This is a genomic window from Ectopseudomonas alcaliphila, from assembly GCF_900101755.1.
Taxonomy (GTDB): Bacteria; Pseudomonadota; Gammaproteobacteria; order Pseudomonadales; family Pseudomonadaceae; genus Aquipseudomonas; species Aquipseudomonas alcaliphila.
The window spans coordinates 1-22,972 of sequence record NZ_FNAE01000011.1; the positions used below are offsets into that span (position 1 = coordinate 1).

The 22,972-nt window shown below is 60.7% G+C and carries 25 protein-coding genes and 1 pseudogene; 12 read left to right on the plus strand and 14 right to left on the minus strand.

Annotated features, from left to right (window positions below; genetic code table 11):
• Positions 1 to 242, minus strand: a pseudogene (locus BLR77_RS22615) (IS110 family transposase); the annotation flags it as partial.
• Between the two features lie 142 nt (positions 243 to 384).
• On the opposite strand from BLR77_RS22615, the gene BLR77_RS22620 reads away from it, so the two are divergent.
• The 4 genes from BLR77_RS22620 to BLR77_RS25330 all read left to right on the plus strand — a co-directional run bounded on the left by BLR77_RS22620 (position 385) and on the right by BLR77_RS25330 (position 2,850).
• A complete protein-coding gene (locus tag BLR77_RS22620; protein ID WP_074682111.1) occupies positions 385 to 804 on the plus strand; it encodes a hypothetical protein in 420 nt (139 codons plus the stop codon).
• 133 nt (positions 805 to 937) lie between these two features.
• Positions 938 to 1,369, plus strand: coding sequence for a hypothetical protein (locus tag BLR77_RS22625; protein ID WP_074682113.1), 432 nt, complete (start codon positions 938 to 940; stop codon positions 1,367 to 1,369).
• Positions 1,370 to 1,449: 80 nt separating this feature from the next.
• Positions 1,450 to 2,010 (plus strand): hypothetical protein, encoded by a 561-nt coding sequence (locus BLR77_RS25325; protein WP_074682115.1) that lies wholly within the window; start codon positions 1,450 to 1,452, stop codon positions 2,008 to 2,010.
• Positions 2,011 to 2,118: 108 nt separating this feature from the next.
• Positions 2,119 to 2,850 carry an SEL1-like repeat protein gene (locus BLR77_RS25330; protein ID WP_139203079.1) on the plus strand — a complete coding sequence of 244 codons (732 nt, stop codon included), beginning with the start codon at positions 2,119 to 2,121 and terminating at the stop codon, positions 2,848 to 2,850.
• Between the two features lie 184 nt (positions 2,851 to 3,034).
• On the opposite strand, the gene BLR77_RS22640 is transcribed toward BLR77_RS25330, so the two are convergent.
• The gene (locus BLR77_RS22640; RefSeq protein WP_074682119.1) at positions 3,035 to 3,904 is read right to left on the minus strand and encodes a LysR family transcriptional regulator; all 870 of its coding nucleotides are present in this window, start codon (positions 3,902 to 3,904) and stop codon (positions 3,035 to 3,037) included.
• Between the two features lie 150 nt (positions 3,905 to 4,054).
• On the opposite strand from BLR77_RS22640, the gene BLR77_RS22645 reads away from it, so the two are divergent.
• Both BLR77_RS22645 and BLR77_RS22650 read left to right on the plus strand, forming a co-directional pair.
• On the plus strand, positions 4,055 to 5,032 hold the full coding sequence (locus BLR77_RS22645) for a hypothetical protein (protein WP_074682121.1): 978 nt from the start codon (positions 4,055 to 4,057) through the stop codon (positions 5,030 to 5,032).
• Between the two features lie 128 nt (positions 5,033 to 5,160).
• Positions 5,161 to 5,928 (plus strand): sulfite exporter TauE/SafE family protein, encoded by a 768-nt coding sequence (locus tag BLR77_RS22650; protein ID WP_074682123.1) that lies wholly within the window; start codon positions 5,161 to 5,163, stop codon positions 5,926 to 5,928.
• A 166-nt stretch (positions 5,929 to 6,094) separates the two neighbouring features.
• Here BLR77_RS22650 and BLR77_RS22655 read toward each other — a convergent pair whose 3' ends face one another.
• Both BLR77_RS22655 and BLR77_RS22660 read right to left on the minus strand, forming a co-directional pair.
• A complete protein-coding gene (locus tag BLR77_RS22655; protein ID WP_074682125.1) occupies positions 6,095 to 7,336 on the minus strand; it encodes an MFS transporter in 1,242 nt (413 codons plus the stop codon).
• Between the two features lie 354 nt (positions 7,337 to 7,690).
• Positions 7,691 to 7,975, minus strand: coding sequence for a hypothetical protein (locus BLR77_RS22660; protein ID WP_074682127.1), 285 nt, complete (start codon positions 7,973 to 7,975; stop codon positions 7,691 to 7,693).
• A gap of 173 nt (positions 7,976 to 8,148) precedes the next feature.
• On the opposite strand from BLR77_RS22660, the gene BLR77_RS22665 reads away from it, so the two are divergent.
• A complete protein-coding gene (locus BLR77_RS22665) occupies positions 8,149 to 8,778 on the plus strand; it encodes a class I SAM-dependent methyltransferase (protein WP_074682129.1) in 630 nt (209 codons plus the stop codon).
• An 85-nt stretch (positions 8,779 to 8,863) separates the two neighbouring features.
• Here BLR77_RS22665 and BLR77_RS22670 read toward each other — a convergent pair whose 3' ends face one another.
• The 6 genes from BLR77_RS22670 to BLR77_RS22695 all read right to left on the minus strand — a co-directional run bounded on the left by BLR77_RS22670 (position 8,864) and on the right by BLR77_RS22695 (position 14,418).
• Entirely contained in the window at positions 8,864 to 9,169 is a 306-nt protein-coding gene (locus tag BLR77_RS22670) for an NIPSNAP family protein (protein ID WP_074682131.1), read from the minus strand.
• Positions 9,170 to 9,369: 200 nt separating this feature from the next.
• The gene (locus BLR77_RS22675) at positions 9,370 to 10,452 is read right to left on the minus strand and encodes a DmpA family aminopeptidase (protein WP_074682134.1); all 1,083 of its coding nucleotides are present in this window, start codon (positions 10,450 to 10,452) and stop codon (positions 9,370 to 9,372) included.
• A complete protein-coding gene (locus tag BLR77_RS22680) occupies positions 10,445 to 11,305 on the minus strand; it encodes an ABC transporter permease (protein WP_074682136.1) in 861 nt (286 codons plus the stop codon). The genes BLR77_RS22675 and BLR77_RS22680 overlap by 8 nt, the downstream gene beginning before the upstream one ends.
• Entirely contained in the window at positions 11,302 to 12,189 is an 888-nt protein-coding gene (locus BLR77_RS22685; protein ID WP_074682138.1) for an ABC transporter permease, read from the minus strand. The genes BLR77_RS22680 and BLR77_RS22685 overlap by 4 nt, the downstream gene beginning before the upstream one ends.
• Complete coding sequence (locus BLR77_RS22690) at positions 12,189 to 13,304, minus strand: ABC transporter ATP-binding protein (protein WP_074682140.1); 1,116 nt, start codon at positions 13,302 to 13,304, stop codon at positions 12,189 to 12,191. The genes BLR77_RS22685 and BLR77_RS22690 overlap by 1 nt, the downstream gene beginning before the upstream one ends.
• Positions 13,305 to 13,380: 76 nt before the next feature.
• Entirely contained in the window at positions 13,381 to 14,418 is a 1,038-nt protein-coding gene (locus tag BLR77_RS22695) for a polyamine ABC transporter substrate-binding protein (RefSeq protein WP_074682142.1), read from the minus strand.
• Positions 14,419 to 14,630: 212 nt separating this feature from the next.
• Between BLR77_RS22695 and BLR77_RS22700 the strand changes: the two genes are divergently transcribed.
• Positions 14,631 to 15,482, plus strand: a complete 852-nt coding sequence (locus BLR77_RS22700; protein ID WP_238380612.1) for a MurR/RpiR family transcriptional regulator — start codon at positions 14,631 to 14,633, stop codon at positions 15,480 to 15,482.
• Here the strand turns inward: BLR77_RS22700 and BLR77_RS22705 are convergent.
• Together BLR77_RS22705 and BLR77_RS22710 are read right to left on the minus strand one after the other, a co-directional pair.
• Positions 15,463 to 16,110: a DUF998 domain-containing protein gene (locus BLR77_RS22705; RefSeq protein ID WP_074682146.1), complete on the minus strand. Its 648-nt coding sequence runs from the start codon at positions 16,108 to 16,110 to the stop codon at positions 15,463 to 15,465. The two genes, BLR77_RS22700 and BLR77_RS22705, sit on opposite strands and share 20 nt — an antisense overlap.
• 29 nt (positions 16,111 to 16,139) lie before the next feature.
• Positions 16,140 to 17,357 carry an MFS transporter gene (locus BLR77_RS22710; RefSeq protein WP_074682148.1) on the minus strand — a complete coding sequence of 406 codons (1,218 nt, stop codon included), beginning with the start codon at positions 17,355 to 17,357 and terminating at the stop codon, positions 16,140 to 16,142.
• A 104-nt stretch (positions 17,358 to 17,461) separates the two neighbouring features.
• On the opposite strand from BLR77_RS22710, the gene BLR77_RS22715 reads away from it, so the two are divergent.
• The 4 genes from BLR77_RS22715 to modC all read left to right on the plus strand — a co-directional run bounded on the left by BLR77_RS22715 (position 17,462) and on the right by modC (position 20,985).
• Positions 17,462 to 18,235, plus strand: a complete 774-nt coding sequence (locus tag BLR77_RS22715) for an AraC family transcriptional regulator (protein WP_074682150.1) — start codon at positions 17,462 to 17,464, stop codon at positions 18,233 to 18,235.
• A gap of 110 nt (positions 18,236 to 18,345) precedes the next feature.
• Entirely contained in the window at positions 18,346 to 19,101 is a 756-nt protein-coding gene (gene modA / locus BLR77_RS22720) for a molybdate ABC transporter substrate-binding protein (RefSeq protein ID WP_074682152.1), read from the plus strand.
• A gap of 79 nt (positions 19,102 to 19,180) precedes the next feature.
• Complete coding sequence (modB, locus tag BLR77_RS22725) at positions 19,181 to 19,861, plus strand: molybdate ABC transporter permease subunit (protein WP_074682154.1); 681 nt, start codon at positions 19,181 to 19,183, stop codon at positions 19,859 to 19,861.
• Positions 19,861 to 20,985 (plus strand): molybdenum ABC transporter ATP-binding protein, encoded by a 1,125-nt coding sequence (modC, locus tag BLR77_RS22730; RefSeq protein WP_074682156.1) that lies wholly within the window; start codon positions 19,861 to 19,863, stop codon positions 20,983 to 20,985. Before modB ends, modC begins: the two co-directional genes overlap by 1 nt.
• A gap of 150 nt (positions 20,986 to 21,135) precedes the next feature.
• Here the strand turns inward: modC and BLR77_RS22735 are convergent, their stop codons facing one another.
• Both BLR77_RS22735 and BLR77_RS22740 read right to left on the minus strand, forming a co-directional pair.
• Complete coding sequence (locus tag BLR77_RS22735; RefSeq protein ID WP_074682158.1) at positions 21,136 to 21,960, minus strand: sigma 54-interacting transcriptional regulator; 825 nt, start codon at positions 21,958 to 21,960, stop codon at positions 21,136 to 21,138.
• 189 nt (positions 21,961 to 22,149) lie between these two features.
• Entirely contained in the window at positions 22,150 to 22,731 is a 582-nt protein-coding gene (locus BLR77_RS22740; protein WP_074682160.1) for an RBBP9/YdeN family alpha/beta hydrolase, read from the minus strand.
• Between the last annotated feature and the right edge of the window lie 241 nt (positions 22,732 to 22,972).

Below are 22,972 nucleotides of genomic sequence, written 5' to 3' on the forward strand. Positions count from 1 at the left end.
TAGGGCCGCACGTAACGTGGATGCAGCAACTTCACCTGATGGCCGAGCGATTGCGCCAGTCGCCCCCAATAGTGCGCTGTGCCACAGGCTTCCATCACCCACTCGACCGACTCGGTCTGCTCCTGTATATATCGCCGGAACGCCTCTCGGTTCAGCCGCTTGCGCTGCACCACCTGGCCGGAACGGACACTCTCGGCAACTTGGTAAACGGACTTGGCCAGATCAACTGCAATTCGCTTCATCACGACACTCCCAATTTCAGTCACCACCGTTCTCGGTATAGAACTGTGGCGCGGAGAGAGTCCATTACAGCATTCAAATCGTTCGCTTCGCTCTCTGGGACGGGCTAAAGCCCGCCCCTTAACCAAACGTTAGCCTGCTCAAATGAATCCAGTAATTGCAAGTGCCTTTGAGGCAATCTGTAAAGAACGAGATGATCGAGAATATGATGAGTCTTTCGACCTAGTACGCAAGGTGGCAGAGACTTTTGGCGAGCTAAATCTTGCGGAACGGCTTTACAGTGAGATCCCTAGGAATGTCCCATTCGAGTTGGTCGCAGAACTATTCAATCTTCTTGCTTGGCAAACTGAGGACAATGGCTCAGCGATAGCCAGAACGGCAGAGCGCTGGCTAAGAGAGAGTTCAGATACGCGTAAGCTTTTAATTGCTCTTAATCTAGATATATTTCCATTTGCTGACCCTAGAGAAATGGAATCGGTGTTATCTAGAGTTGCAAGCTCCAAGCCTCGTGTGGCCATATACTGCAAAAAGCTGATCGAAGCTAGAAAAGTGATGAGCGTATAGGCTAACAACTGGTATATCCAGAAAAGGGGACAGATTTATTTTCGGGCACCAGTGATGCGGGTCAATAAATAAATTCACCCCCTTTTTCCCTCTTTCTCCCTAACCAAACGCTATGTGCCCACGGAGTTAAAGCATGAGTTACGACTTAATGGTATTTGAGCCGACGGCGGCGCCAAAAGAAAGAAAAGATTTTATGGTGTGGTATGCCAAACAAACCGAGTGGGCAGAAGATCATTCGTACCAAGATCACGAAGTATCGACTGAGGGACTGCAAGCGTGGTTCAAAGAAATGATCGAGCATTTCCCTCCAATGAATGGTCCGTTTGCTTCTGAGGATGATGACAACCCCAAAGTAACTGACCATTGCATAGGCAAGCACGTAATATATTCGGCATTTTCTTGGTCGGTAGCCGAAGAGGCTTATTTAAAAATGCGGGAGTTAGCCATAAAGCACTCCGTAGGCTTTTTCGACGTAAGCGCAGACAATGGAGAAATATTATTTCCAAACTCACCGGTCAAAATTGCAAAAGTAAAACCGTGGTGGAAATTTTGGAAAAGCACATAACAAGTCAACTAATTTCGCGCCCACGACGCCGGACGTAGCAAAGCTGTGCTGGTTATTGAGGCGCTAGGGACGCACAGCACATGCACAGACAAAAAACATCTTCCCCTGCAATTTTTTTATTATTTTTGATTTGTACAAGCTGCACTTCTTACGAAATCAGCCCACAGATAGATAACAACACTCCCGTCGCAACAGGGCAAGAAATCTCTAACTTCACTTACAGCATTACGTCACCTTGGGAAAACACCCGTTTCGGCAAGAGTGCTTACGAGGCAACGACGCTAATACTTCCAAGAGCAAAAGACATTAGCAATACAGCAACGACAATGCCGGATCAGACGTTAGAAATCATAATACTAGAGCGTTCATCAGGCGGTGCCTGTACACAAGAGTACCTGACCGGACTTTCTTTAGGCCTGATACCAAGCACCTGTAAGCGCCACGAAATATATAAATTCAGCTTTGTCTTAGCCAATAGCGGCAGCATATGCTCGCATGAAACCTACTCCGTCAACTCCAAGACTTTCTCACACATACTGGCTTTGCCTTCTAGAGTATTCAACAGTGGTGACACCCCGCTAACGCTATACAAATCAGCACTGAAGAGCTTCATCAAAAATGGCAAATGTGAAAGCCTCTAACAACTAAACACACAACAAAGGTAACAAGTTTACTTACAGCACAACATCGTTAACCAACGATTAAATCTGTCCAACTTTCTTCGCAACCAAGATAAAAGCACATCCCACATGAAGAAAATCCAAACAAACACCATAATCCTGCTGGCAGCTCTGTCGGCGTGCAAGTCTATACCGCCAGAGAGCAGTGATTACCTAGAAGCCAAACGTCATCTTGAATCAGCCCAATTAAGCATAGAGCAATTGGACGCCCTCACCTCGCCGCACATACCAACGCCAGATAAAAAAGAGCTTATGAGTAATTTCTTGAAGGAAACTCATAATGCCATACCAGCACTGGAAAGACTGGCATCAAAAAACAATGCATGGGCCCAGTACAGACTCGGCCTGGCACTTACAGTACCATTTACGCCCCCAGAAGAGCGAAATCGATCCTGCCCTCTTTTCAAGAAAAGTGCGAACCAAGGGTATTTACCTGCGATTTATGCCCTAGCAGGGATGTGCTCTAAAGAGATCACACAAGCGCAACTCACCATGCTACTAGAGCAGTCGCTCAACGATTCCGAAAAATTTAATACATACTACCCTGCCCCTGCAATAATATATCGGCGATGCCATAAAAATATGCCATATGCGCTGGCAATGCCCAACCTTACGAGAAGTGCTTTTGAGGCAGAGGCCTATTTCGATCTAAGCATGGCAATGCCAGCCGCCAAGACACCTGAGCAGCGAGAAAAAAGACTTGCTTACCTTGAAGCAGCAAAAGATCGTGACTGCCCCGCAGCTCAACGTCACATAGATAACCTGCCGCCCCTTAAGAACCCAATTGAGACGAAAAAATAGTAAAAATAAACGGGATAGGATAAGTAAGGATAAGGGGACAGATTTATTTTCGGGCACCAGTGACGCGGGTCAATAAATAAATCTGTCCTCTTTCCCCTTTCCCCGAGGTAGGAGGCTTCGTCGAGGTCATGGGTGACCAGCAGCACGGCGATCTCATAGTGGGCGGCCAGTTCCACCACCAGATTTATAGCCTTTTAAACTCATTCTGCAGCAACTCAGCAAATACATCCTTGGCTCGATGAAAGCCTACATGCTTGTTCCATACGAAATAATTCTGCACAGGCGATAACTGGCTAAAGGTATAGCCACTGATATTCCCAATTTTCTTGAACTGTTCGAAAACCCCTACAGGTACTAGGGAAACGCCTGCCCCGGCACTGACGCAACCGAGGATGGTTCCATAACTGGCGATGCTGGTGATGGCAGCCGATACGTGGTGCTCATTCAGCCATCCTTCAAGTGCACGTCGATATGGGCACCCCTCAGGCCACATGAATATGTTCATCTGCTCCAAATCCTGTGGTGCACGTATTGCACCGACAGAGGGAGATGCAATCATGACCAGCGGTTCCTTATAGACCTCTACCTGAGCAATATCTGGATGTGTTGTATTGACTGCGATGATTGCACCATCCAGGTTATGCCCTACCACATCATTTATTAATTGAGACCATGTCCCAGTGCTGAATTGCATCTGCACATCGGGATAAAGATGATGGTACTTGGATAATAAAATCGGTAATCGCCCTGTGGCTGCGGACTCGATAGCACCGATCTTCAGCACACCAGAGGGCACTGCATCCGGGGCGAGTGCTCTTTTGGCTTCCTGACACACAGCCAGAATCTTATTAGCATAGCCGAGAAACAACTCGCCCGAGGGACTGATGACAAGCCCTCGGCCTTTGCGAATGAACAGCGCCACCCCCAACTCCTGCTCAAGGAGTTTGAGTCGATTCGTTATATTGGATGGAACACAGTGCAGCACTCTAGCGGCCTGTACGATGCTGCCATGGTCGGCAACCACCTTGAACATTTTCAGCTGTGACAATTCCATTGCAACACCGCTCACTAAAAGTGAATAGACAACTAACTATAAGTTACTTGTTCAGTGCATTCAATCAACTTAGCGTTATCGGGCCAACTCGGCTGCATTGAGCAACCACCGCATTTAATTAGTGACTCCTTTAAGGATAAAGGTAAAACGATGACCTCCACTCTACTGAAAAATCATTTTTCGGCAATTCACCAGCACATGTCCATGCAGCAACTGGGCGAAACGTTCATCGAGGCTCTACCCCAAAATATTGCCGCATTGAAGATACCTGGCCGCCTGATCACCAGCGACTCTCGCAGGGCTCCCATTCCAGCTTATGTCGAGCATGTTCCCAGCATTCAGCTGGTCATGCACGAAGTTCTCTGCCATGACACGACCCAGGAAGCCCAATCTTGGGCAGAGCAATGTTTCCATGCGTTTCTGGCCAAGCAGGAAGCGGATGATGGCGTTCTGAGATTTTTCAACGGCTGGAATGAGACCCACAAGACAACCAGTTTGGTATCCGCAAAGATCATCATGCGCCTGGCGGCAGATGCCGTCTCGATCCCTACCGAAAGGCATCTTGGCTATAGCAATGTGATGGCGCACATGCATGAAGTCGCGAAAGATGACTTCGGACTTGGCCATGAAGGGCACGATGGCATGTATGACTACATGACCGATGCCTTCAACGCCTCTCGTTGGAAAGAAGCCCCCTTCATCGTAAGCGAGTGCAATGAATTCTCCGAATTTCTTTACAACGTGGGTGTAGCGGGACACAAGTTCCCCATGGACACAACCGAGCACAAGCAGTCCATATTGAACGCCATGATGACATCCATCGCTTCGGAGCTATGGAATGGCCGGGAGTACAACTTCATTGCGCAATATGTCGAAGAAAAACTCCTCTCCTACACCCCCTCCCTGAGTGCCGATAACCGTGCCTTGCGCAATGCCAAAGGCTATGTCATGGGGCACTCTGGCGAGGTCGAGAACAGGCACGGCCTGCATGCATTAGCTGCAGCGCAGGCCTATAGTCGCAACACCGCTATCGCATTCGACATTACCAAACTCAAGGAAGTAATGCTGGATTACAACCAACGAGTGGGCAATGCCTTCCATGGACTTCACCGTGCGCTAACCGCATGACGACATCCGTTTAAATACGCGCGTGGGTATTCCGTTTCGCCCTGCAAGCGAAATACCCACACCCTTACCTGTAAATGGATAGCCCTGTATGTCACCGCCCCTAATATCCCCAAACTGGGAAATGCATGATGAGTTTTGAGTACGCCATTGTTGCACTCGGTTTCTTTGCGTTCTGCGGTGGATTGATTGATGCGGCAGTTGGCGGCGGCGGCCTTGTGCAAGTGCCTGCACTTTTGCATGCATTACCGCAACATAGTTTGGCTACCGTGTTCGGCACAAACAAACTGGCGGTATTACTGGGAAATATTTCGTCTATCTCGGGTTACCTGAGAAGAATAAATATCGTCTGGACGCTCATGCTACCCACGATGATCTCTGCCTTCGTATTTTCTTTCTTGGGTGCTCTTTCGGTATCACTCATTCCCAAGACGCTCATGGAATATGCCGTCTTTGTGCTCCTGATCGCCATGGCCGTCCACACCTTTATCAGGAAGGACTTTGGGCAACACCAAGGCAACCAGCAACATGGCAGGCGAGAAGTTCTGCTCGGCATATTCTTCGGTGCACTACTCGGTTTCTACGATGGCGTATTCGGCCCCGGCAGTGGCAGCCTCTTGCTTTTCGTATTCGTCAGGTTTTTCGGTTTTGATTTCCTGAACGCTTCGGCTTCCGCCAAGCTCATCAACTTGGGGACGTTCAGCGCGGCGCTGCTGTTCTTCGCGCCATCAGGCAATGTGTTATGGCTGGCAGGTGGCATCGTAGGCCTGTGCAATATCGCTGGGTCTCTGACAGGCGTTTTCCTGGCACTGCGTTATGGAAGCGGATTCATCCGTATCTTTTTCCTGATTTTGCTGTTGTTTCTGATCGGCAGAATGGGGCTGTCCCTATTTTTCTGATCATTCAAACCTCCTGAAGGGCATCGCTATCCAACCAGGTCGATGGACCTTCAAGATTGAAGGTTCATCGCAGTGAAACTATCAGTTTCATGCCCACCATTCCCTCGATGCTCCGAACAGACAAAGCACCCGGATTTCATCCGGGCTACGCCTTGAAACGGAGGCGCTAGGTCACCTTCCCCGGCGAAGCATCCTCGAAGCGATTCACCTTGCGCAGGCTCTTGAAGCCGAGCATCCAGCCACCGGTCACCGTCAGGGTGCAGGCGCAGCCGATCAGCGCGGCCGGCACCACGCCGAACCACGCCGCGCTGGTGCCGGCGCGGAATTCGCCCAGCTCGTTGGAGGAGCCGATGAACAGCATGTTCACAGCGTTGACCCGACCGCGCATGGTGTCCGGTGTGGAGAACTGCACCAGGGATGAGCGGATGTACATGCTCACCATGTCCGCGCCGCCGGCCACTACCAGCGCGGCGAAGGACAGCCAGAACAGGCTGGACAGGGCGAACACCAGGTTGGCGACACCGAACAGCGCCACAGCACCGAACATCACCAGGCCGACATGGCGGTTGAACGGCTTCATGCTCAGGTACAGACCCACCGATACTTCGCCAATGGCCATGGCGCTGCGCAGCAGGCCCAGGCCTGTCGGACCGACTTCCAGCACCTCCTGGGCGTAGATCGGCAGCAGCGCTATCACGCCGCCGAGCAGCACGGCGAACAGGTCCAGCGAGATGGTGCCGAGGATGATCGGCCGCGTGCGGATGAAGTGGATGCCGGCGGTAAAACGCGCCCAGGCGGTGGACTCCAGCGCCTGCATCTTTTCCGCGTAACGCACAGGTACCAGCGGCAGCAGTGCGCAACCGGCGAGGAAGCAGGCCAGGCACACCGAATAGGTCAGCCCGCCCCCCCCTATGGCGTACAGACCGCCACCGATCACCGGCCCGGAAATGGTCGCGCCGCGCATGATCATGCTGTTGGCGGCAATGGCTGCGGCCAGGCGCTCGCGCGGCACGATCTGCGGCAGCAGGCTGGACAACGCCGGCCCGGTAAAGGCGCGGCCGCAGCCGTAGAGCACCAGCACCGCGTAGTACCAACTGACGGCCGCCTCGCTCAGCGACAACCACAGCAACGCCGCCGCACACACGCCTTCGACCAGCCAGCTGAGCATGAGGATCCGCTTGCGGTCGTAGCGGTCGATCAGGTCGCCGGCCGGCATCAACAGCACCAGCATGGGAATGAACTGGGCCAGGCCGACATAGGCCAGCGACAGTGGATCGCGGGTCAGGTCGTAGACCTGCCAGGCCACCACGATGGCCTGGATCTGAACGGCGAATACCACCACGATGCGGGCGATGAGAAACGGTAGGAAACCGGGAAGCCGGTAGACGGAAACGGGAGCAGCGGACACGGCGAAAATCTCGAGGCATGACCGGGCAGTGCCGGTCGAGGTTAGCCGGCCAATCTAAGGCAAAGCTCCGCCACGGGGCAAACCCGGGAACAGGCTGTTGCGCAGATTGCGCCATGGACAGCGCGGAGGGTCAGAGACACACGACCCGCTTTACCCCGGCCATACACCTTGCATGGGACCACTTGCGACACAGCGCCTCGACCGGTCACTGTGGGAGCGCCGCCCCGGCGCGAAGACGAATGCGGCCGTACAGCCATAATGAGTTGCCCGCTCCATTCGCCGCGGGGCGCGGCTCCTACAGGTGTTGGCAGCGCGTTCGGATGCAGGAGGTAATCCCTCCTGCAACTTCCCAGGCTAGACGAATGCCTGATCGCCGAAACCACGGGGCAGGCGCTGCAGACCAGGCAAGGCAGCCAGACGCGCCTCCCAGGACGTGCGCCAGTCGTTGACAGCGTGAGCGACCTTCTCGCGGCGAGCGGCACGGCGCGCGGCGTTGCGTGAGTTACGTCGAGCTTCGGTGAAGACTTCAGTCTTGCGGCAATTGCGGCATTTGACCTTGGCCAGCTCGGTGGTGGAGGGCAGTTTTTCACCATGAGAGCCACAGGCGAGGTGGCCAGAGACTTTGTAGTGCGTAACCATCGCGTTATCTCCTGATTGTGGGCGTTCGACTGCAACCAGTCGGTCTACCCCCCTCAGAAATGGGACTGCGCAAGCGGTACGCGGGTTCATTGGTTGACGCCCAAGCGGCATGCAGCCCTGGCCGCGCGCCTCGATAAGCGGTTTTAATGCGCTCTTTTGCCGGAACACTCGCCATGCCCCTGAGCCCTGACGAACTTGCCCAGATAAGCGCCCTTACCCTGGCCCACTATCAGAGCAGCGCCGAAGATTTTCGCGAGGGCACCCGCGACCATGACGTCAGCCAGAACATCGCCGCCCTGCTGCGCCATATCGAGGCTGAAAAGCCCTGGCGCATCCTCGATTTCGGCTGTGGGCCGGGGCGTGACCTGCGCACCTTCAGCGGGCTCGGCCACGAGGCCATCGGCCTGGATGGCTGCGCCGAGTTCGTCGCCATGGCGCGCGCCGACAGCGGCTGCCAGGTGTGGCAACAGAGCTTTCTCGAACTGGACCTGCCGGCCGAGCATTTCGACGGCATCTTCGCCAACGCCAGCCTGTTCCATGTGCCCGACCAGGAGCTGCCACGCGTGCTCGGCCAGTTGCACGCGGCGCTCAAGCCCGGCGGCGTGCTGTTCAGCTCCAACCCGCGCGGCGAGAATCAGGAAGGCTGGAACGGCCCGCGCTACGGCAGCTACCACGACCTCGAACGCTGGCGCGCGCGGCTCACGGCCACCGGCTTCGCAGAGCTGGAGCACTACTACCGCCCCCCGGGCCTGCCACGCGACCAGCAACCCTGGCTGGCCAGCGTATGGCGGCGGATCGGTTGACGCACGTTCAAGCCAGTGCAGCACGACAGGCACACCAGAACGCCCCTCGATACTGCCAAGTGGCCCGCCAGGGCCATGCCTCGACTTACTCGAACACGGGCCGGAAGAAGCTGCGTTCGTAGCTGAGGATGCAACGCGTCTGTTCGGCGTAACGGAAGGCCGCCTGGCAATCGGCGTCGACGAACGAATCCTGACGATAGCGCTCGTAGTCGGCCAGGCTGGGGAAGCTGAACAGCGCCAGGGCCACGTCATTGGCGCCCTCGGAGGGCAGGAAGTAGCCATGATGCGTGCCGCCGAACTTCCCTACCAACGGAATCCACAGCTTGGCGTAGTGCTCGAATTCCTTGAGTTTGTAGGGATCGACGATGTAGCGCAGGTAGCAGGTGATCATGGCTGTCCTTCCTTGCAGGCGGTTGCGATGAGAGCGCGATATAAACACGGCGAAAAATCCACACGCCATTCTTTTCCAGCATCACGCCAGCAACCGTTGGTGCGCACGGCGCACCCTACCCGGTGACCAGCTTCACGTAGCCCGGATGAAATCCGGGGAACGGACGATACCGAGTCCCCGGATTGCATCCGGGCTACGCATCACGCCCCGACCACCAGTTCACGCAGGCGCTGGCCATCGATGGCGCGGCAGATGCCTTCTGGCTTCTGCATCGGCGAGTCCTCGGCGGCGAGCATGGCGTTGAGCACCGCCTCGTCGGTGGCCTGCACGGCGGCCAGATACAGGGCGTCGAAACACTCGTCGTTGAGATATTCGAGGTTCAGCCGCGTTTGCGAGACCTGCGGCAATGGCCGCGGGTTGGCCACACTGAAAGCCAGGAAGATGTCGCCGGAGTTGTTGCCACCCGGCGTGCCGGCCAGGGCGATGCCGAGGCCGGCGCGCTGCGCCAGACGCTTGAGCTGGTGCGGCAGCAGCGGCGCATCGGTGGCGAGGATGACGATGATCGAACCACGCTCGCGATCCAGCCCGGCCGGCAGCTCATCTTCCAGACGCTCGCCGACCGGTACGCCGCAGACCTTGAGCCATGCGCGCTGGCCATGGTTGGCCTGTACCAGGGCACCGAGGGTGTAGGTCTGGCCGTCGATCTCGATCAGGCGCGAGGCACTGCCGGTGCCGCCCTTGTAGCCGTAGCAGATCATGCCATTGCCGCCGCCGACGTTGCCCTCGGCGATGGCGCCGCCCTTTGCCGCGTCCAGTGCGGCCAGGGCGTCGGCCTCGCTGACGTGCTGGCCGTTGATGTCGTTGATCACCCCGTCATAGGTCTCGGCCACCACCGGCATGGCCCACAGGTGCTCGCGCTGCCAGGCGTCGGCGTACTGGCGAATGGTCCAGCGCGTGGCGGCGTGATGGACGATGCCGACGCTGTGCGAGTTGGTGATGCACAGCGGACCGACGAAGTAGCCGCCGTGTTCGATCCAGTGGGTACCGGTCATCTCGCCGTTGCCGTTGAGCGCATGAAAGCCCGCCCACACCGGCTGCGCTTCGGCATCGCGGCCACGCGGCAGGATGGCGGTGACGCCGGTCTGGATGCGCCGGCCGTTGTCGGCCACGCCGTCCAAGGTGCGGTAGCCGACCAGCACGCCGGGTACGTCGGTGATGGCGTTGTACGGGCCGGGGGTGCCGGGCAGCGGCAGGCCGAGTTCGCGGGCGCGAGGTTTAGCCATGGGAGTCATCCTGGGAAGTGGCGGGCTTGCGGCCCCGCAAGTACAGGCCGAGGGCGGCGATCAGCAGCGAAGCGATCAGCAGCAGGGTGGCGATGGCGTTGATCTCGGGCTTGATGCCGCGGCGGATCATGCCGTAGATGAAGACCGGCAGCGTGGTGGAGTCGACCCCGGCGATGAAGTAGGTGATCACCAGGTCGTCCATCGAGATGATGAACGCCAGCAGCGCGCCGCCAACCACCCCGGGCAGGATCTGCGGCAAGGTCACACGGCGGAAGGTGGTCCACGGCGAGGCACCGAGATCGGCCGAGGCCTCTTCCAGCCGGGTGTCCATGCCGGCCAGGCGCGCACTGACGATAAGGAACACGTAGCTGATCAGGAAGGTGCAGTGGCCGATGATGATCGACACCTTGCCCAGCGGCAGGCCGACGCCGACGAAGAAGATCAGCAGGGCGATGCCGAGCACGATGTCGGGCATCAGCATCGGCATGAACAGCAGCACCCGGTAGAACTTCTGCAAACGGAAGCGATAACGCGCCACGGCCAGCGCGGTGAGCGTGCCGATCACCGTGGAGATCGCCGTGGTGGTCAGCGCCACCACCAGGCTGGTGCGCAGCGCGGCCAGCAACTGGTCGGTGGACTCGACGTATAGCGCGTTCTCGCTGAGGCTGGTGGACAGGCCGAACAGCGAGCGGTACCAGTCCAGGCTGAAGCCGTCCCAGATCATCATGTTGATCGGGTTGCTGTTGAACGAGTAGGCGACGATCAGGCCGATCGGTAGGTACAGGAAGACGAAGAAGGCCAAGCTGTAGCCGCCCAGCAGGCGGCGCCCTAGGCGTGCGAGCAAGGCGTTCATCGGCTGGCCTCCTGTGCGCTGTTGCGCCCCTGGGCCAGCACGTAGAGCACCAGGCACACCAGTACGGCGGCCATCAGCAGCATCGCCAGGGCCGCGCCGAACGGCCAGTTGCGCGCGGCGAGGAACTGCTGCTCGACCAGGCTGCCGATCATCAGCACGCGCGCGCCGCCAAGCAGCGACGGCACGATGAAGTTGCCCAGGCTGGGGATGAACACGATGATCGAGCCAGCGGCGATGCCCGGCAGGGTCAGCGGGAAGATCACCTTCCAGAAGCTTTGCCAGCGGCTCGCGCCGAGGTCGGCCGAGGCTTCCAGCAGGCGCTTGTCGAGCTTCTCGACGCTGGCGTAGACGGGCATGAACATGAACGGGATGAAGATGTAGGTCATGCCGATCAGCACCGCTGTCTCGGTGTAGATCAGCTCCACCGGGTTGTGGATGCCCAGCGCCAGCAGCGTGGTGTTGATGAAGCCGCTGGGTCGCAGGATCAGCAGCCAGGCGTAGAGGCGCACGATCAGGCTGGTGAAGAACGGCAGGGTGATCAGAAACAGGCAGAAGTTGCGCATCCGCTCCGGCTGGCGCGCCACCCAGAAGGCCGCCGGGTAGCATAGCGCCAGGGTCGCCAGCACAGTCAGCCCGGCCAGCTTGAACGAGCGCAGGATGATTTCCAGGTAGACCGGATCGAAGTCCTCATTGGTGCCATCGGCCCAGCCCAGCACCCGGCCGAAGTTGTCCGGGTAGAAGCTCCACTCGACGCCGCCATAGAGCCCCGGCTCAAGCAGGCTGTAGACCGCCATGATGCTCAGCGGGGCGAGGAAGAACACGCCGATGATCAGCGTCACCGGGGTCAGCAGGCCGACCAGGCGCAGGTGCTCGCGCAATAGCATCAGGCACCTCCGGGGATCAGGTGCGCGGCCTCCAGGCCGTACCAGAGCTGCACGCTGTCGCCCGTGCGCAGACGTTGCAGGCCCTGCTGCGCGGCATCACGCAGCACCGCCTTGACCGTGCGACCGTGCGCGGTGCGCAGCAGCAGCTCGAAATCCTTGCCGATGAACAGCAGTTGTTCGAGGCGCCCTTCCAGCGCGGCGAAACCTCCGCCGGGACACTGCAGATGGAACTGCTCGGGGCGCAGCATGAGCTGGGCGTTCTGGCCGACGCGCAGGTCAGGGTGGCACGCCTGCAGCAGGTCGCCCTGGCTGTCGAGCAGGTAGGCGACGCCGTCATTGACCGAGCCGACGTGCACGTCGAACAGGTTGCTCTCGCCGATGAAGCCGGCGACGAAGGCGTTGGCCGGGCGGTGGTAGATCTCCGCCGGAGCGCCGATCTGCTGAATATGACCGCCATTGAGCACGACGATGCGGTCGCTCATGGTCAGCGCTTCTTCCTGATCGTGGGTGACGAAGACGAAGGCGATGCCCAATTCGTGCTGCAGAGTCTTCAGTTCACGCTGCATGGCCTGGCGCAGTTGGCGGTCGAGCGCCGACAGCGGCTCGTCGAGCAGCAGCAAGGCCGGGCGGTCGACGATGGCGCGGGCCAGCGCCACGCGCTGCTGTTGGCCGCCGGAGAGCTGACCAGGCTTGCGCCGCTCCATGCCGGCCAGGCCGACCATCTCCAGCGCCGCGCCGACGCGCTGACGTTTCTCGGTCTTGCCCACGCCGCGCACGTCCAGCGCATAGCCGACGTTGTCGCCGATGCTCATGTGCGGGAACAGCGCATAACTCTGGAACACCGTGTGCACCGGGCGACGATGCGGTGGCACGAGGTTCATCGGCTGGCCCTGGATCAACAGCTCGCCGCCGTCCAGTTGCTCGAAACCGCTGATGGTGCGCAGCAGCGTGGTCTTGCCGCAGCCGGATGGCCCCAGCAGAGTGACGAACTCGTTGGCGCCAACGGCCAGATCGAGGCCATCGAGGGCGCGCACCAGATGCCCTTCGGGGGCACGGTAGTGCTTGACCGCGCCACGGATCTCGACCACCGGCGCGGTTTGGGTGAAAACGGTCATGGAGGACTCCACTGATATCGGAGTAATCGCGGCTGAAGCGGCTCCTACAGGGGGCTTCAGCCGCGACCTGGCGGGCTCAGTTGGCGGTACGTACCCGCGTCCACACCCGGTCGTACTGCCTCAGGCCCTTGCCCAGATCCTCGAAGATCTGCAGCTTGGCCATGACCTCGGCCGGCGGGTTGACCTGCGGGTTGTCGCGCAGCTCGGCCGGCAGCAGCTTCAGCGCTTCCTTGTTCGGCGTGCCGTTCATCTGCTGCGCGGTGTTCAGCGCGGCGATCTCGGGCTGCAGGAAGAAGCTCATGAAACGCTTGGCGCTGGCCTTGTTTGGCGCGCTCTTGAGCACGCACATGTCCTCCTGGTACATCGTCGCGCCTTCCTTGGGGATGACGTAGGCGAGGTTCTGCGGATCCTGCTTCACGTACATCATGGCGCCGACGAAGTAGTGCGAGGCGGCAGCGTCGCCGGACTGCACCATGGGCACGCTGTCGTAGGTGAAGGCGGAGATCAGCGGCTTGCGCTCGATCAGCCAGTCGGCGGCCTGCTTGAGCTCGTCCGGCTCGCTGCTGTTGACCGACTTGCCGTTCTTGATCAAGCCGACGCCGAGGGTCTCGCGCATGTCGTCGAGCATGATGACCTTGTTGCCGGCCTTGGCCTCGGCGAAGAAGTCGTCCCAGCTCTCGATCGGCTTGGAGACCTTGTTCCTGTTGTAGAAGATGCCCACCGTGCCCCAGGCGTAGGGCATGCAGTATTCGCCCTTGGGGTCGGATTTGGCGCGCAGGAAAGCCGGATCGATGTTGGCGAAGGCGGGATCCTGGTTGATGTCGGTCTTCTCCAGCAGGCCGAGGGCGGACAAGGTGTCGTGCATGTGCACCGAGGGGAAGACGATGTCGTAACCTTTGGCTCCGGCCTGCAGCTTGGCCAGCATCTCTTCGTTGCTGCCGTAGGTATCGAGTGACACCTTGATGCCGGTCTCGGCGGTGAAGCGGGTCAGCACCTCGGGGTTGATGTAGTCGCCCCAGTTGTACAGGCGCAGTTGTTCGGCGGCCTGGGCGGCGCCAGTGACGAGGCCGCTGCCAAGAGCGACGCACAGGGTGAGATGACGCAGTGTGGGCATGTTCCTGTTCTCCACTGTTGTGGCCGCGCAGGGCGCGACATTTGCTTGTTGCGGCAGGAAGCGTGAGCGTCGACTGCGTAGCGGAAAGGCTCTACCGGCTTTCTTCGCCCAGGTAACGGCCAATCGACAGCTCTTTGCGTTACGACTGCAGAGTAGAATATATTTCTTCCAAAGATCAACACATTGACATTTAAATGTCAGAACGATTTGGCATGGCAGGGGAATCGGACATGCTCGATGGCAAGATGCAACACCTGGAAGGCAAGCTGACGCCGGCCGAGCGCACCCTGTGGGTCTATATCCAGGCCAACCTGGAGACCCTGGCCTTCGAGAACGGCGCCAGCCTGGCGGCCAAGAGCGGGGTCAGCCCCAATACCGTCAGCCGCTTCCTGCGCCGGCTCGGCTATAAGGGCCTGAAAAGCCTGAAGGACGAGCTGCGCGACGAAGTGCGCGTGCAATCGCTGCTCAACCCGGCGCTGATCGAACGGGTCGAGCAGCCGGAAGACCTGGTGGCCCACCTCAACGAGGAAATCGAAGCCCTGCGCGCCTTCGCCGAGCTGCTCGGCAGCCAGCACTGGCGCGATATCGTGGCGCGCGTGGGAGAGGCCGAACGGGTCTTCGTCTGCGGCTTCCAGACCATTCGCGGGCTGGCCGAGGACTTCGCCAACCGCCTGGCCCTGGTGCGCTCCGGGGTGGAATTTCTCGACCTCTACAGCGGCGTGCTGGGCCAGTGGCTGGACAGCCACAACCAGCGTTGCTGCGTGATCCTGATCGACATCGCGCCCTATGCCGACGCAGGCATCGCCTTCGCCAACAACTGCCTGCAGCAGCACACCGACCTGGTGGTGTTCACCGACGAATACGGCATCGCCCGCCATATCGACACGCCGCACATCGTCACCATGAAAACCAAGACCGGCCTGATCCTCGAATCCACCGGCGGCCTGACCAGCGCGCTGAACGTGCTGCTGCACTGCGTCGCCAGCGCCCGCAAGGATCAGCTCAAGGAGCGCCTCGGCGCCTACCGGGCGCGGGTGGAGAGCCTCAAGCTGTATCGAACCTGAGGGAACCAGCACGACTTCGCGACAGCATCAGCGCCAGGCCTGCGACCCAGACCACCGAGATACCGTAGTTGATCCGCTGATACAGGCCGAACCACTGCCCGACCTCGACGGCCTGGGCCATCAGCACCACAGTGGCCACGCCCAACGCGGTGCAGGCGACGGAGAACAGAGCGAAGCCGCGCGAGCCCAGCAGGCGCTTGCTCAAAAGGCCCCAGAGCAGGCTGGCCAGAGTCAGCGAGAGGAACATCACCAGACCGGCCAGGTTGTGCATATGCTGCGAGAAGGATGGCTGTGCCGGCGCGCAACCCTGGTCGCAGGCGAAGTAGCCGGTGGCGAAGCTGGCCAGCCCATGGACGAGGATCAGCCCGGCACTGAACGACGCCAGCCGCGAGCCGCGCACCCGGCGCATCACGCCCACGGCGAAGAGCACGAAAAACACGCCCAGCGGCAGGTTGTTGACCCAGGCCGAGAAGCCCTGGGTGGGTGAACCCTGCGCCCCCAGCTGACTCATGGCCTGATCCAGGTGGCTGTAACCAGGATAGGCCAGCGCTGTCAGCAACACACCGAGGAACAGCCAGAACGGTATTAATACGCCCAGGCCAAGCAGCATCCGATCAACGTCTTTCATTCGTCCCTGTTCCTTTTCCTTGCGGGTAGTTAATGCGCCTTCAGCGACGGCAGCAGCGCGGTGAGGATGCCCAGCAGCGGCAGGAAGGAGCACAGCAGGAACACCTCCTCGATGCCGTGGATGTCCGCCAGATAACCCAGCAGCGCCCCGCCGATGCCGCCGAAGCCGAACATCAGGCCGAAGAACAGCCCGGCGATCATGCCGACGTTGCCCGGCATCAGTTCCTGAGCAAAGACCACGATGGCGGAGAACGCCGAGGCCAGGATGAAGCCGATCAGCATGCTCAGCACGCCGGTCCAGAACAGGTCGACATGCGGCAGCAACAGGGAGAACGGCGCCACGCCGAGGATGGAGAACCAGATCACCTGCTTGCGCCCGATGCGGTCGCCGATCGGCCCGCCGAAGAAGGTGCCGGCCGCCACTGCGCCGAGGAACAGGAACAGATAGAGCTGCGAGCTGGCCACCGACAGGTCGAACTTCTCGATCAGAAAGAAGGTGAAGTAGCTGGTGAAACTGGCCATGTAGAAATACTTGGAGAACACCAGCAGCGCCAGGATCAGCAGGGCGAACTTCACCCGCCCGGCCGACAGGCCGTGAGTGGCCACGCCGCCCTGCTTGAGCTTGAACAGCGTCAGGTGGTGCCGATACCAGCGGCTCAGCCCGTACAGCACGACAATGGCGAAGACGGCGAACAGACCGAACCAGGCGACGTTGCCCTGGCCGTAGGGAATGATGATGGCCGCCGCCAGCAGCGGGCCGAAGGCAGTACCGGCGTTACCGCCGACCTGAAAGGTGGACTGCGCCAGGCCGTAACGGCCGCCCGAGGCCAGGCGGGCGATGCGCGACGCCTCGGGGTGGAAGGTCGAGGAGCCGATGCCCACCAGCGCCGAGGCCAGGAGAATCGCCGGGAAGCTGCCGACGAAGGCCAGCATGAGGATGCCGACCAGGGTGCACAGCGAGCCGGCCGGCAGCAGCCAGGGCTTGGGATGGCGGTCGGTGTGATAACCCACCCAGGGCTGCAGCAGCGAGGCGGTGAGCTGGAAGGTCAGGGTGATCAGGCCGATCTGGGCGAAGCTCAGGCCGTAGTTGAACTTGAGCATCGGATAGATGGCGGGCAACACCGCCTGGATCAGGTCGTTGATCAGGTGCGCCAGGGCGCAGGCGCCGATCACGCGCATCACCAGGGGGCTGGCCTGACTGACGGGCGAGGCGCCGGCCAGGGAGGTAGCGGCAGGGCTGCTGGACATGCTTGAAGCTTCCGGACGAGGTGAGGAACGGCGCTATGCTAGGCTGCGCCCAACCGCCTGTCTCACGAAGACAAGGCAACAACCTTCGCAAAAAGGGCATAGGTATGCGATTACCCGAAAAGCTGCTGGCCGAGATCGACGCCTCGCCCTGGCTGGTCAGTAGCAGCGCCACCGATTACCCGCTCAACGCCGTCATCGAGCCGCACTCGCACCGCAACAAGCACCAGCTGATCTACGCCATCTCCGGGGTGATGGTGGTGACCTCGGTGATGAACCAGTGGACGGTGCCGCCGAGCCGGGGCATCTGGATGCCCTGCGGCCAGGTGCACGCGATCCGCTGCATCGGCAGCGTGCGGATGCGCAGCGTCTTCGTACGCCCCGACAGCCTGACGGACATGCCCGCCGAGTGCCGCGCCGTGGCCATCTCGCCGCTACTCAGCGAGCTGATCCGCGCTGCCGTAGCGATCAGCCAACCCTACGCCGACGACTCGCGCGAGGCGCGGGTGATGCGCCTGATCCTCGATGAACTGCGCATTCTGCCGACCCTGCCGCTGCACCTGCCGCAGCCGGCCGATCCGCGCATCCAGACGATCTGCACGACGCTGCAGGACAACCCCGGCGACGCCTCCACCCTGGCCGACTGGAGCACCCGCCTGGGCCTGGACGAGAAGACCATCCAGCGCCTGTTCCAGAAAGGCACCGGCATGACCTTTGGCCAGTGGCGCCAGCAGGCGCGTCTGTTGCTGGCGCTGGAGCGCATCGCCCTGGGCGAGAAGATCATCGACATCGCCGGAGAGCTGGGCTACGACAGCCCCAGCGCCTTCGCCACCATGTTCAAGAAGCAGTTCGGCACCACGCCCAGCCAGTTCTTCAAGTGATGCTGACGCCGCCCGTTAGCCAATTCAGCGACCGCTATATATAAATGAACATAACGATGTAGGATTGCGCATCCGGTCTGTCATCAGGATCGATTCCACAAGGAATCCTCATGCTCAAGCCTCTCAAGCACAGCCTGCTCGCCCTCGGCCTGCTGTCCGCCAGCGGCGCCATCGCCGACGAAGTCAAAGTCGCGGTAGCCGCCAACTTCACCGCACCGATGCAGGCCATCGCGGCTGAATTCGAGAAAGCCACCGGGCACAAGCTGGTGGCCTCCTTCGGCGCCACCGGGCAGTTCTATGCGCAGATCAAGCATGGCGCGCCGTTCGATGTGCTGCTCGCCGCCGACGACACGACGCCGGCCAGGCTGGAGCGCGAGGGCGCGACCGTGCCCGGCTCGCGTTTCACCTACGCCATCGGCAGCCTGGTGCTGTGGTCGGCCGATGCCGGCTACCTCGACGGCACCGATGCGGCCTTGAAGGCCGGCCAGTTCAGGCACCTGGCCATCGCCAATCCGAAGGCCGCGCCCTATGGCCTGGCAGCGATGCAGGTGCTGGCCAAGCTGGGCCTGAGCGAGGCGGTGAAAACCAAGCTGGTCGAGGGGCAGAACATCACCCAGGCGCATCAGTTCGTCTCCACCGGTAACGCCGAACTGGGCTTCGTCGCGCTGTCGCAGGTGTACAAGGACGGCAAGGTCAGCAGCGGCTCGGCCTGGATCGTGCCGGACACCATGTACGACCCGATCAAGCAGGACGCGGTGATCCTCGAGCAGGGCGCGAACAACCCGGCCGCGACTGCATTGGTCGAGTACCTGCAGGGCGCGGAAGCGACCAGGGTGATCGAATCGTTCGGCTATAAACTGCCGTAGCCCGGATGAAATCCGGGGGCCTCCTGCCTGTACATGCCCCGGATTGCATCCGGGCTACGTCTGCCACCGGAACCCACTCATGCCGCTGTCCAAGAACGACCTCGACGCCATCCTCCTGACCCTGGAGCTGGCCTCGCTGACCACCGTGCTGCTGCTGATCATCGGCACGCCCATTGCCTTGTGGCTGGCGCGCACCGACTCCTGGCTCAAGCGCCCGGTCGGCGCCATTGTCGCGCTGCCGCTGGTGCTGCCGCCGACGGTGATCGGCTTCTACCTGCTGGTGAGCATGGGGCCCAACGGTTTCTTCGGCCAACTGACGCAAAGCCTTGGTCTCGGCACCTTCACTTTCACGTTCACCGGTTTGGTGATCGGTTCGATCTTCTACTCCCTGCCCTTCGTCGTGCAGCCGCTGCAGAACGCCTTCGAGGCCATCGGCCGTGGCCCGCTGGAGGCAGCGGCGACCTTGCGCGCCAATCCCTGGGACAGCTTCTTCAGCGTCGTGCTGCCGCTGGCTCGCCCGGGTTTCATCACCGCCGCAATCCTGGCCTTCGCTCATACCATTGGTGAGTTCGGCGTGGTGCTGATGATCGGCGGCAATATCCCCGGCAAGACCCAGGTGGTGTCGGTGCAGATCTACAACCACGTGGAAACCATGAACTACGCCCAGGCGCACTGGCTGGCCGGTGGCATGGTGGCGTTCTCCTTCATCGTCCTGCTCGCGCTGTATGGCGGGCGCGCCGGCAAGCTGAGGGCCTGGTGATGTTCGGATTCGCCAAGACCGCGCCCCAGCCCATGGCAGATGACGGACGCATCCACGCACGCTTTCTGCTGCAGCACACCGGCTTTCATCTGGACGTGAACCTCGACCTGCCCGCCCGTGGCGTCAGCGCGCTGTTCGGCCATTCCGGTTCGGGCAAGACCAGTTGCCTGCGCTGCTTCGCCGGGCTGGATCGCCCGCAGCAAGGCTACCTGCAAGTGGCCGGTGAGCTCTGGCAGGACAGTGAACGCGGCTTCTTTTTGCCGGCGCACAAACGGGCCATCGGCTACGTGTTCCAGGACGCCAACCTGTTCCCCCACCTGAGCGTGCGCGGGAATCTGGAGTACGGCCAACGGCGCATCCCGGCCACGCAGCGCAGGGTGGCGCTGGATCAGGCGCTGCAGCTGCTGGGCATCGGCCACCTGCTCGAACGCATGCCGGCGGCACTGTCCGGTGGCGAACGCCAACGTGTCGGCATCGCCCGTGCGCTGGTCACCAGCCCGCGCCTGCTGCTGATGGACGAACCGCTGGCTTCGCTGGATCTCAAACGCAAGCAGGAGGTGCTGCCTTATCTGGAGCGCCTGCACGAGGAACTGGACATCCCCGTGCTCTATGTCAGCCACGCGCCCGATGAAGTGGCGCGGCTGGCCGATCATCTGGTGCTGCTCGACGAAGGCCAGGTGCGCGCCAGCGGCCCGCTCAAGGAAATCCTGCTGCGCGCCGACCTGCCCTTCGCCAGCGACGAGGATGCCGAGGCGGTGATCGACGGCGAGGTCTGCGGTCATGATGCCGCCTACGCTCTGCTGGAGCTTCAGCTGCCTGGCAGCGAGGCGCGCCTGCGCCTGCCCCATTCGGCGCTGCCCAGCGGCCATCAGGTACGGGTGAAGATCAAGGCACGCGACGTCAGCCTCGGCCTGCAACGCGCCGAGGGCAGCAGCCTGCTCAACCTGCTGCCGGCGACGGTGGAAAGCTGGCAGGCGCTCGATGCCCAGATGCTGCTGACCCTGCGCATCGGCGAGCAGCGTCTGCTGGCACGGATCACTCGCTATTCATTCGATCAGTTGGGCATTCACGCCGGGCAGGCGCTCTGGGCGCAGATCAAGTCGGTGTCGTTGCTGGCGCCGTAATTCCTAGCTGTGCTACCGCGGAGCCCCCGGTGCGCATGGCGCACCCTACGCTAGAGCCGGCACACCCCGTAGGGTGCGCCGCGCGCACCGACCACGCGTAGGTTGATAGCTCCCACGCGCAGCGCAAGGAAGATCGGCCTCACCCATCCATTACGCAATACCTGGCAACTCCAGATGCTCCGGCCCTATTTCGGCATTGCCGGCCAGCAGCAATGCGAAGTGGATGACGTTCTCCAGCTCGCGGGTATTGCCCGGCCAGCGGTGTCCCTCCAGCACCGCCTGCGCCGCCGGGCTGATCGACGGAATGGTCAGGCCCAGGCGCGAGGCATGGATGCCGAGGAAGTATTCGGCCAGCGGCAGGATATCGCCGACCCGCTGACGCAGCGCCGGGAACAGCAGCTGGCCGTCGCACAGGTAGGCGTACAGGCGCTCATCGAAAGTGCCGGCGGCCACCGCACGGGACAGGTCGATGCTGCTCGCCGCCACCAGACGCACATCCACCGGCAGCGCCTGGCTGGCGCCTACGCGATACACCTCGCGGGTTTCCAGTGCGGCCAGCAACTTGGCCTGCAGAGGGCGCGAGAGATCGGCGATTTCGTCCAGGTAGAGCGTGCCGCCATTGGCCGAACCGAACCAGCCGGCGCGGCTGCTGGCGGCTCCGACATGGGCGCCGCCGACATGGCCGAACAACTCGGCCTCACCCCACTGCGGGCTGATCGCTGCGCAGCTGACAGCCACGAACAGGCCAGCGCGCTCACTGTGGCGATGGATATAGCGCGCCAGCAGCTCCTTGCCGGTACCGGTCTCACCGAAAATCAGCAGCGGCTGGCCATTGCCCGCCAAGGCTTCGGCACGCTCGCGCAACTGGCGCGAACGCGCATCGACGAATACCAGCGCCTTGGCCCGAATGCTCAGCGGGCTCTTGTCCGAGTCAGCGAAGGTCAATGGCGATGGGAAGTCAGGTGGAAAACTCATGATGTGCAGCTCCTGAGCCACACCTCGCCGGCGCAGCCTTTACACGAATATAAAAATTGCCTGGAGCAATTTTTAACCTTGCCCCGCAACGGCCCGAAGGGTGGCCGCCATGGATGGCAGGCCATAAAAAAGAGCGGGCGGCTGCCTGGCCCGACCCCGCTCCGAAAAGGTTGTCCCGCAATGCCGGGCTCAGGCGCGCAAGCGCGCCTGCTGTTCGATGCGGCTCTGCAGGCGATACAGATAACCGAAGCCATGCTCCCAGTAACGGTGCCCGGACTTCACGTTGATATGCCCGGCACCGGTCAGAATCGCCGCCTCGCTGCCCCATGCCCGCGCCAGCTCCATGGCGCGCAGGGCGCTGGCCGCTGCATCGTTGTCGGAGCCCACCAGCAGGCTGGGAAAGGGCAGCAGAGCACGCGGCATCGGCGCGAAGTTCTGCAGCGGCTCGGGGCAGCCTGCCCGCTCGACATCGGCCGGTGCCACCAGCAGCGCGCCACGCACACGGCGCAGCAGTTCGACCGGTGCCTGCGCGGCCCAATGCGCCGCCGTCACGCAGCCCAGGCTATGGGCGATAAGGATGACCGGACGCGGATCAGCGGCAATCGCCTGGTTCAACGCGCCGACCCAGTCGCCACGTTGCGGGTTGAACCAGTCCTGCTGCTCCACACGCACGCTGTTCGGCAGGCTGCGCTGCCAGTGGCTTTGCCAGTGTTCTTCGGGTGAGCCCTGCCAGCCCGGCAGGATCAGATAACGGATTGCTTCGCTGCCCATGACGGCGCCTCCTTGAATCGAATGGCGTCAGTCTAGGCAGCACGAATAAATTACAAAAAGAATAAGAACTTATTTGCTTATTCCATATAAGCAAGAAATCGCACCACGCCTTATATTTCCAAAAAGCATATAAATGTTCTTAAACAATATTTTTAAGAATATTTCCGTCTCTCTACTATCCGCTCCACGCCAGCGTCGGTACTCCATACCGCCGCCGTGGCGACCTGTTCACAAGGAGCCT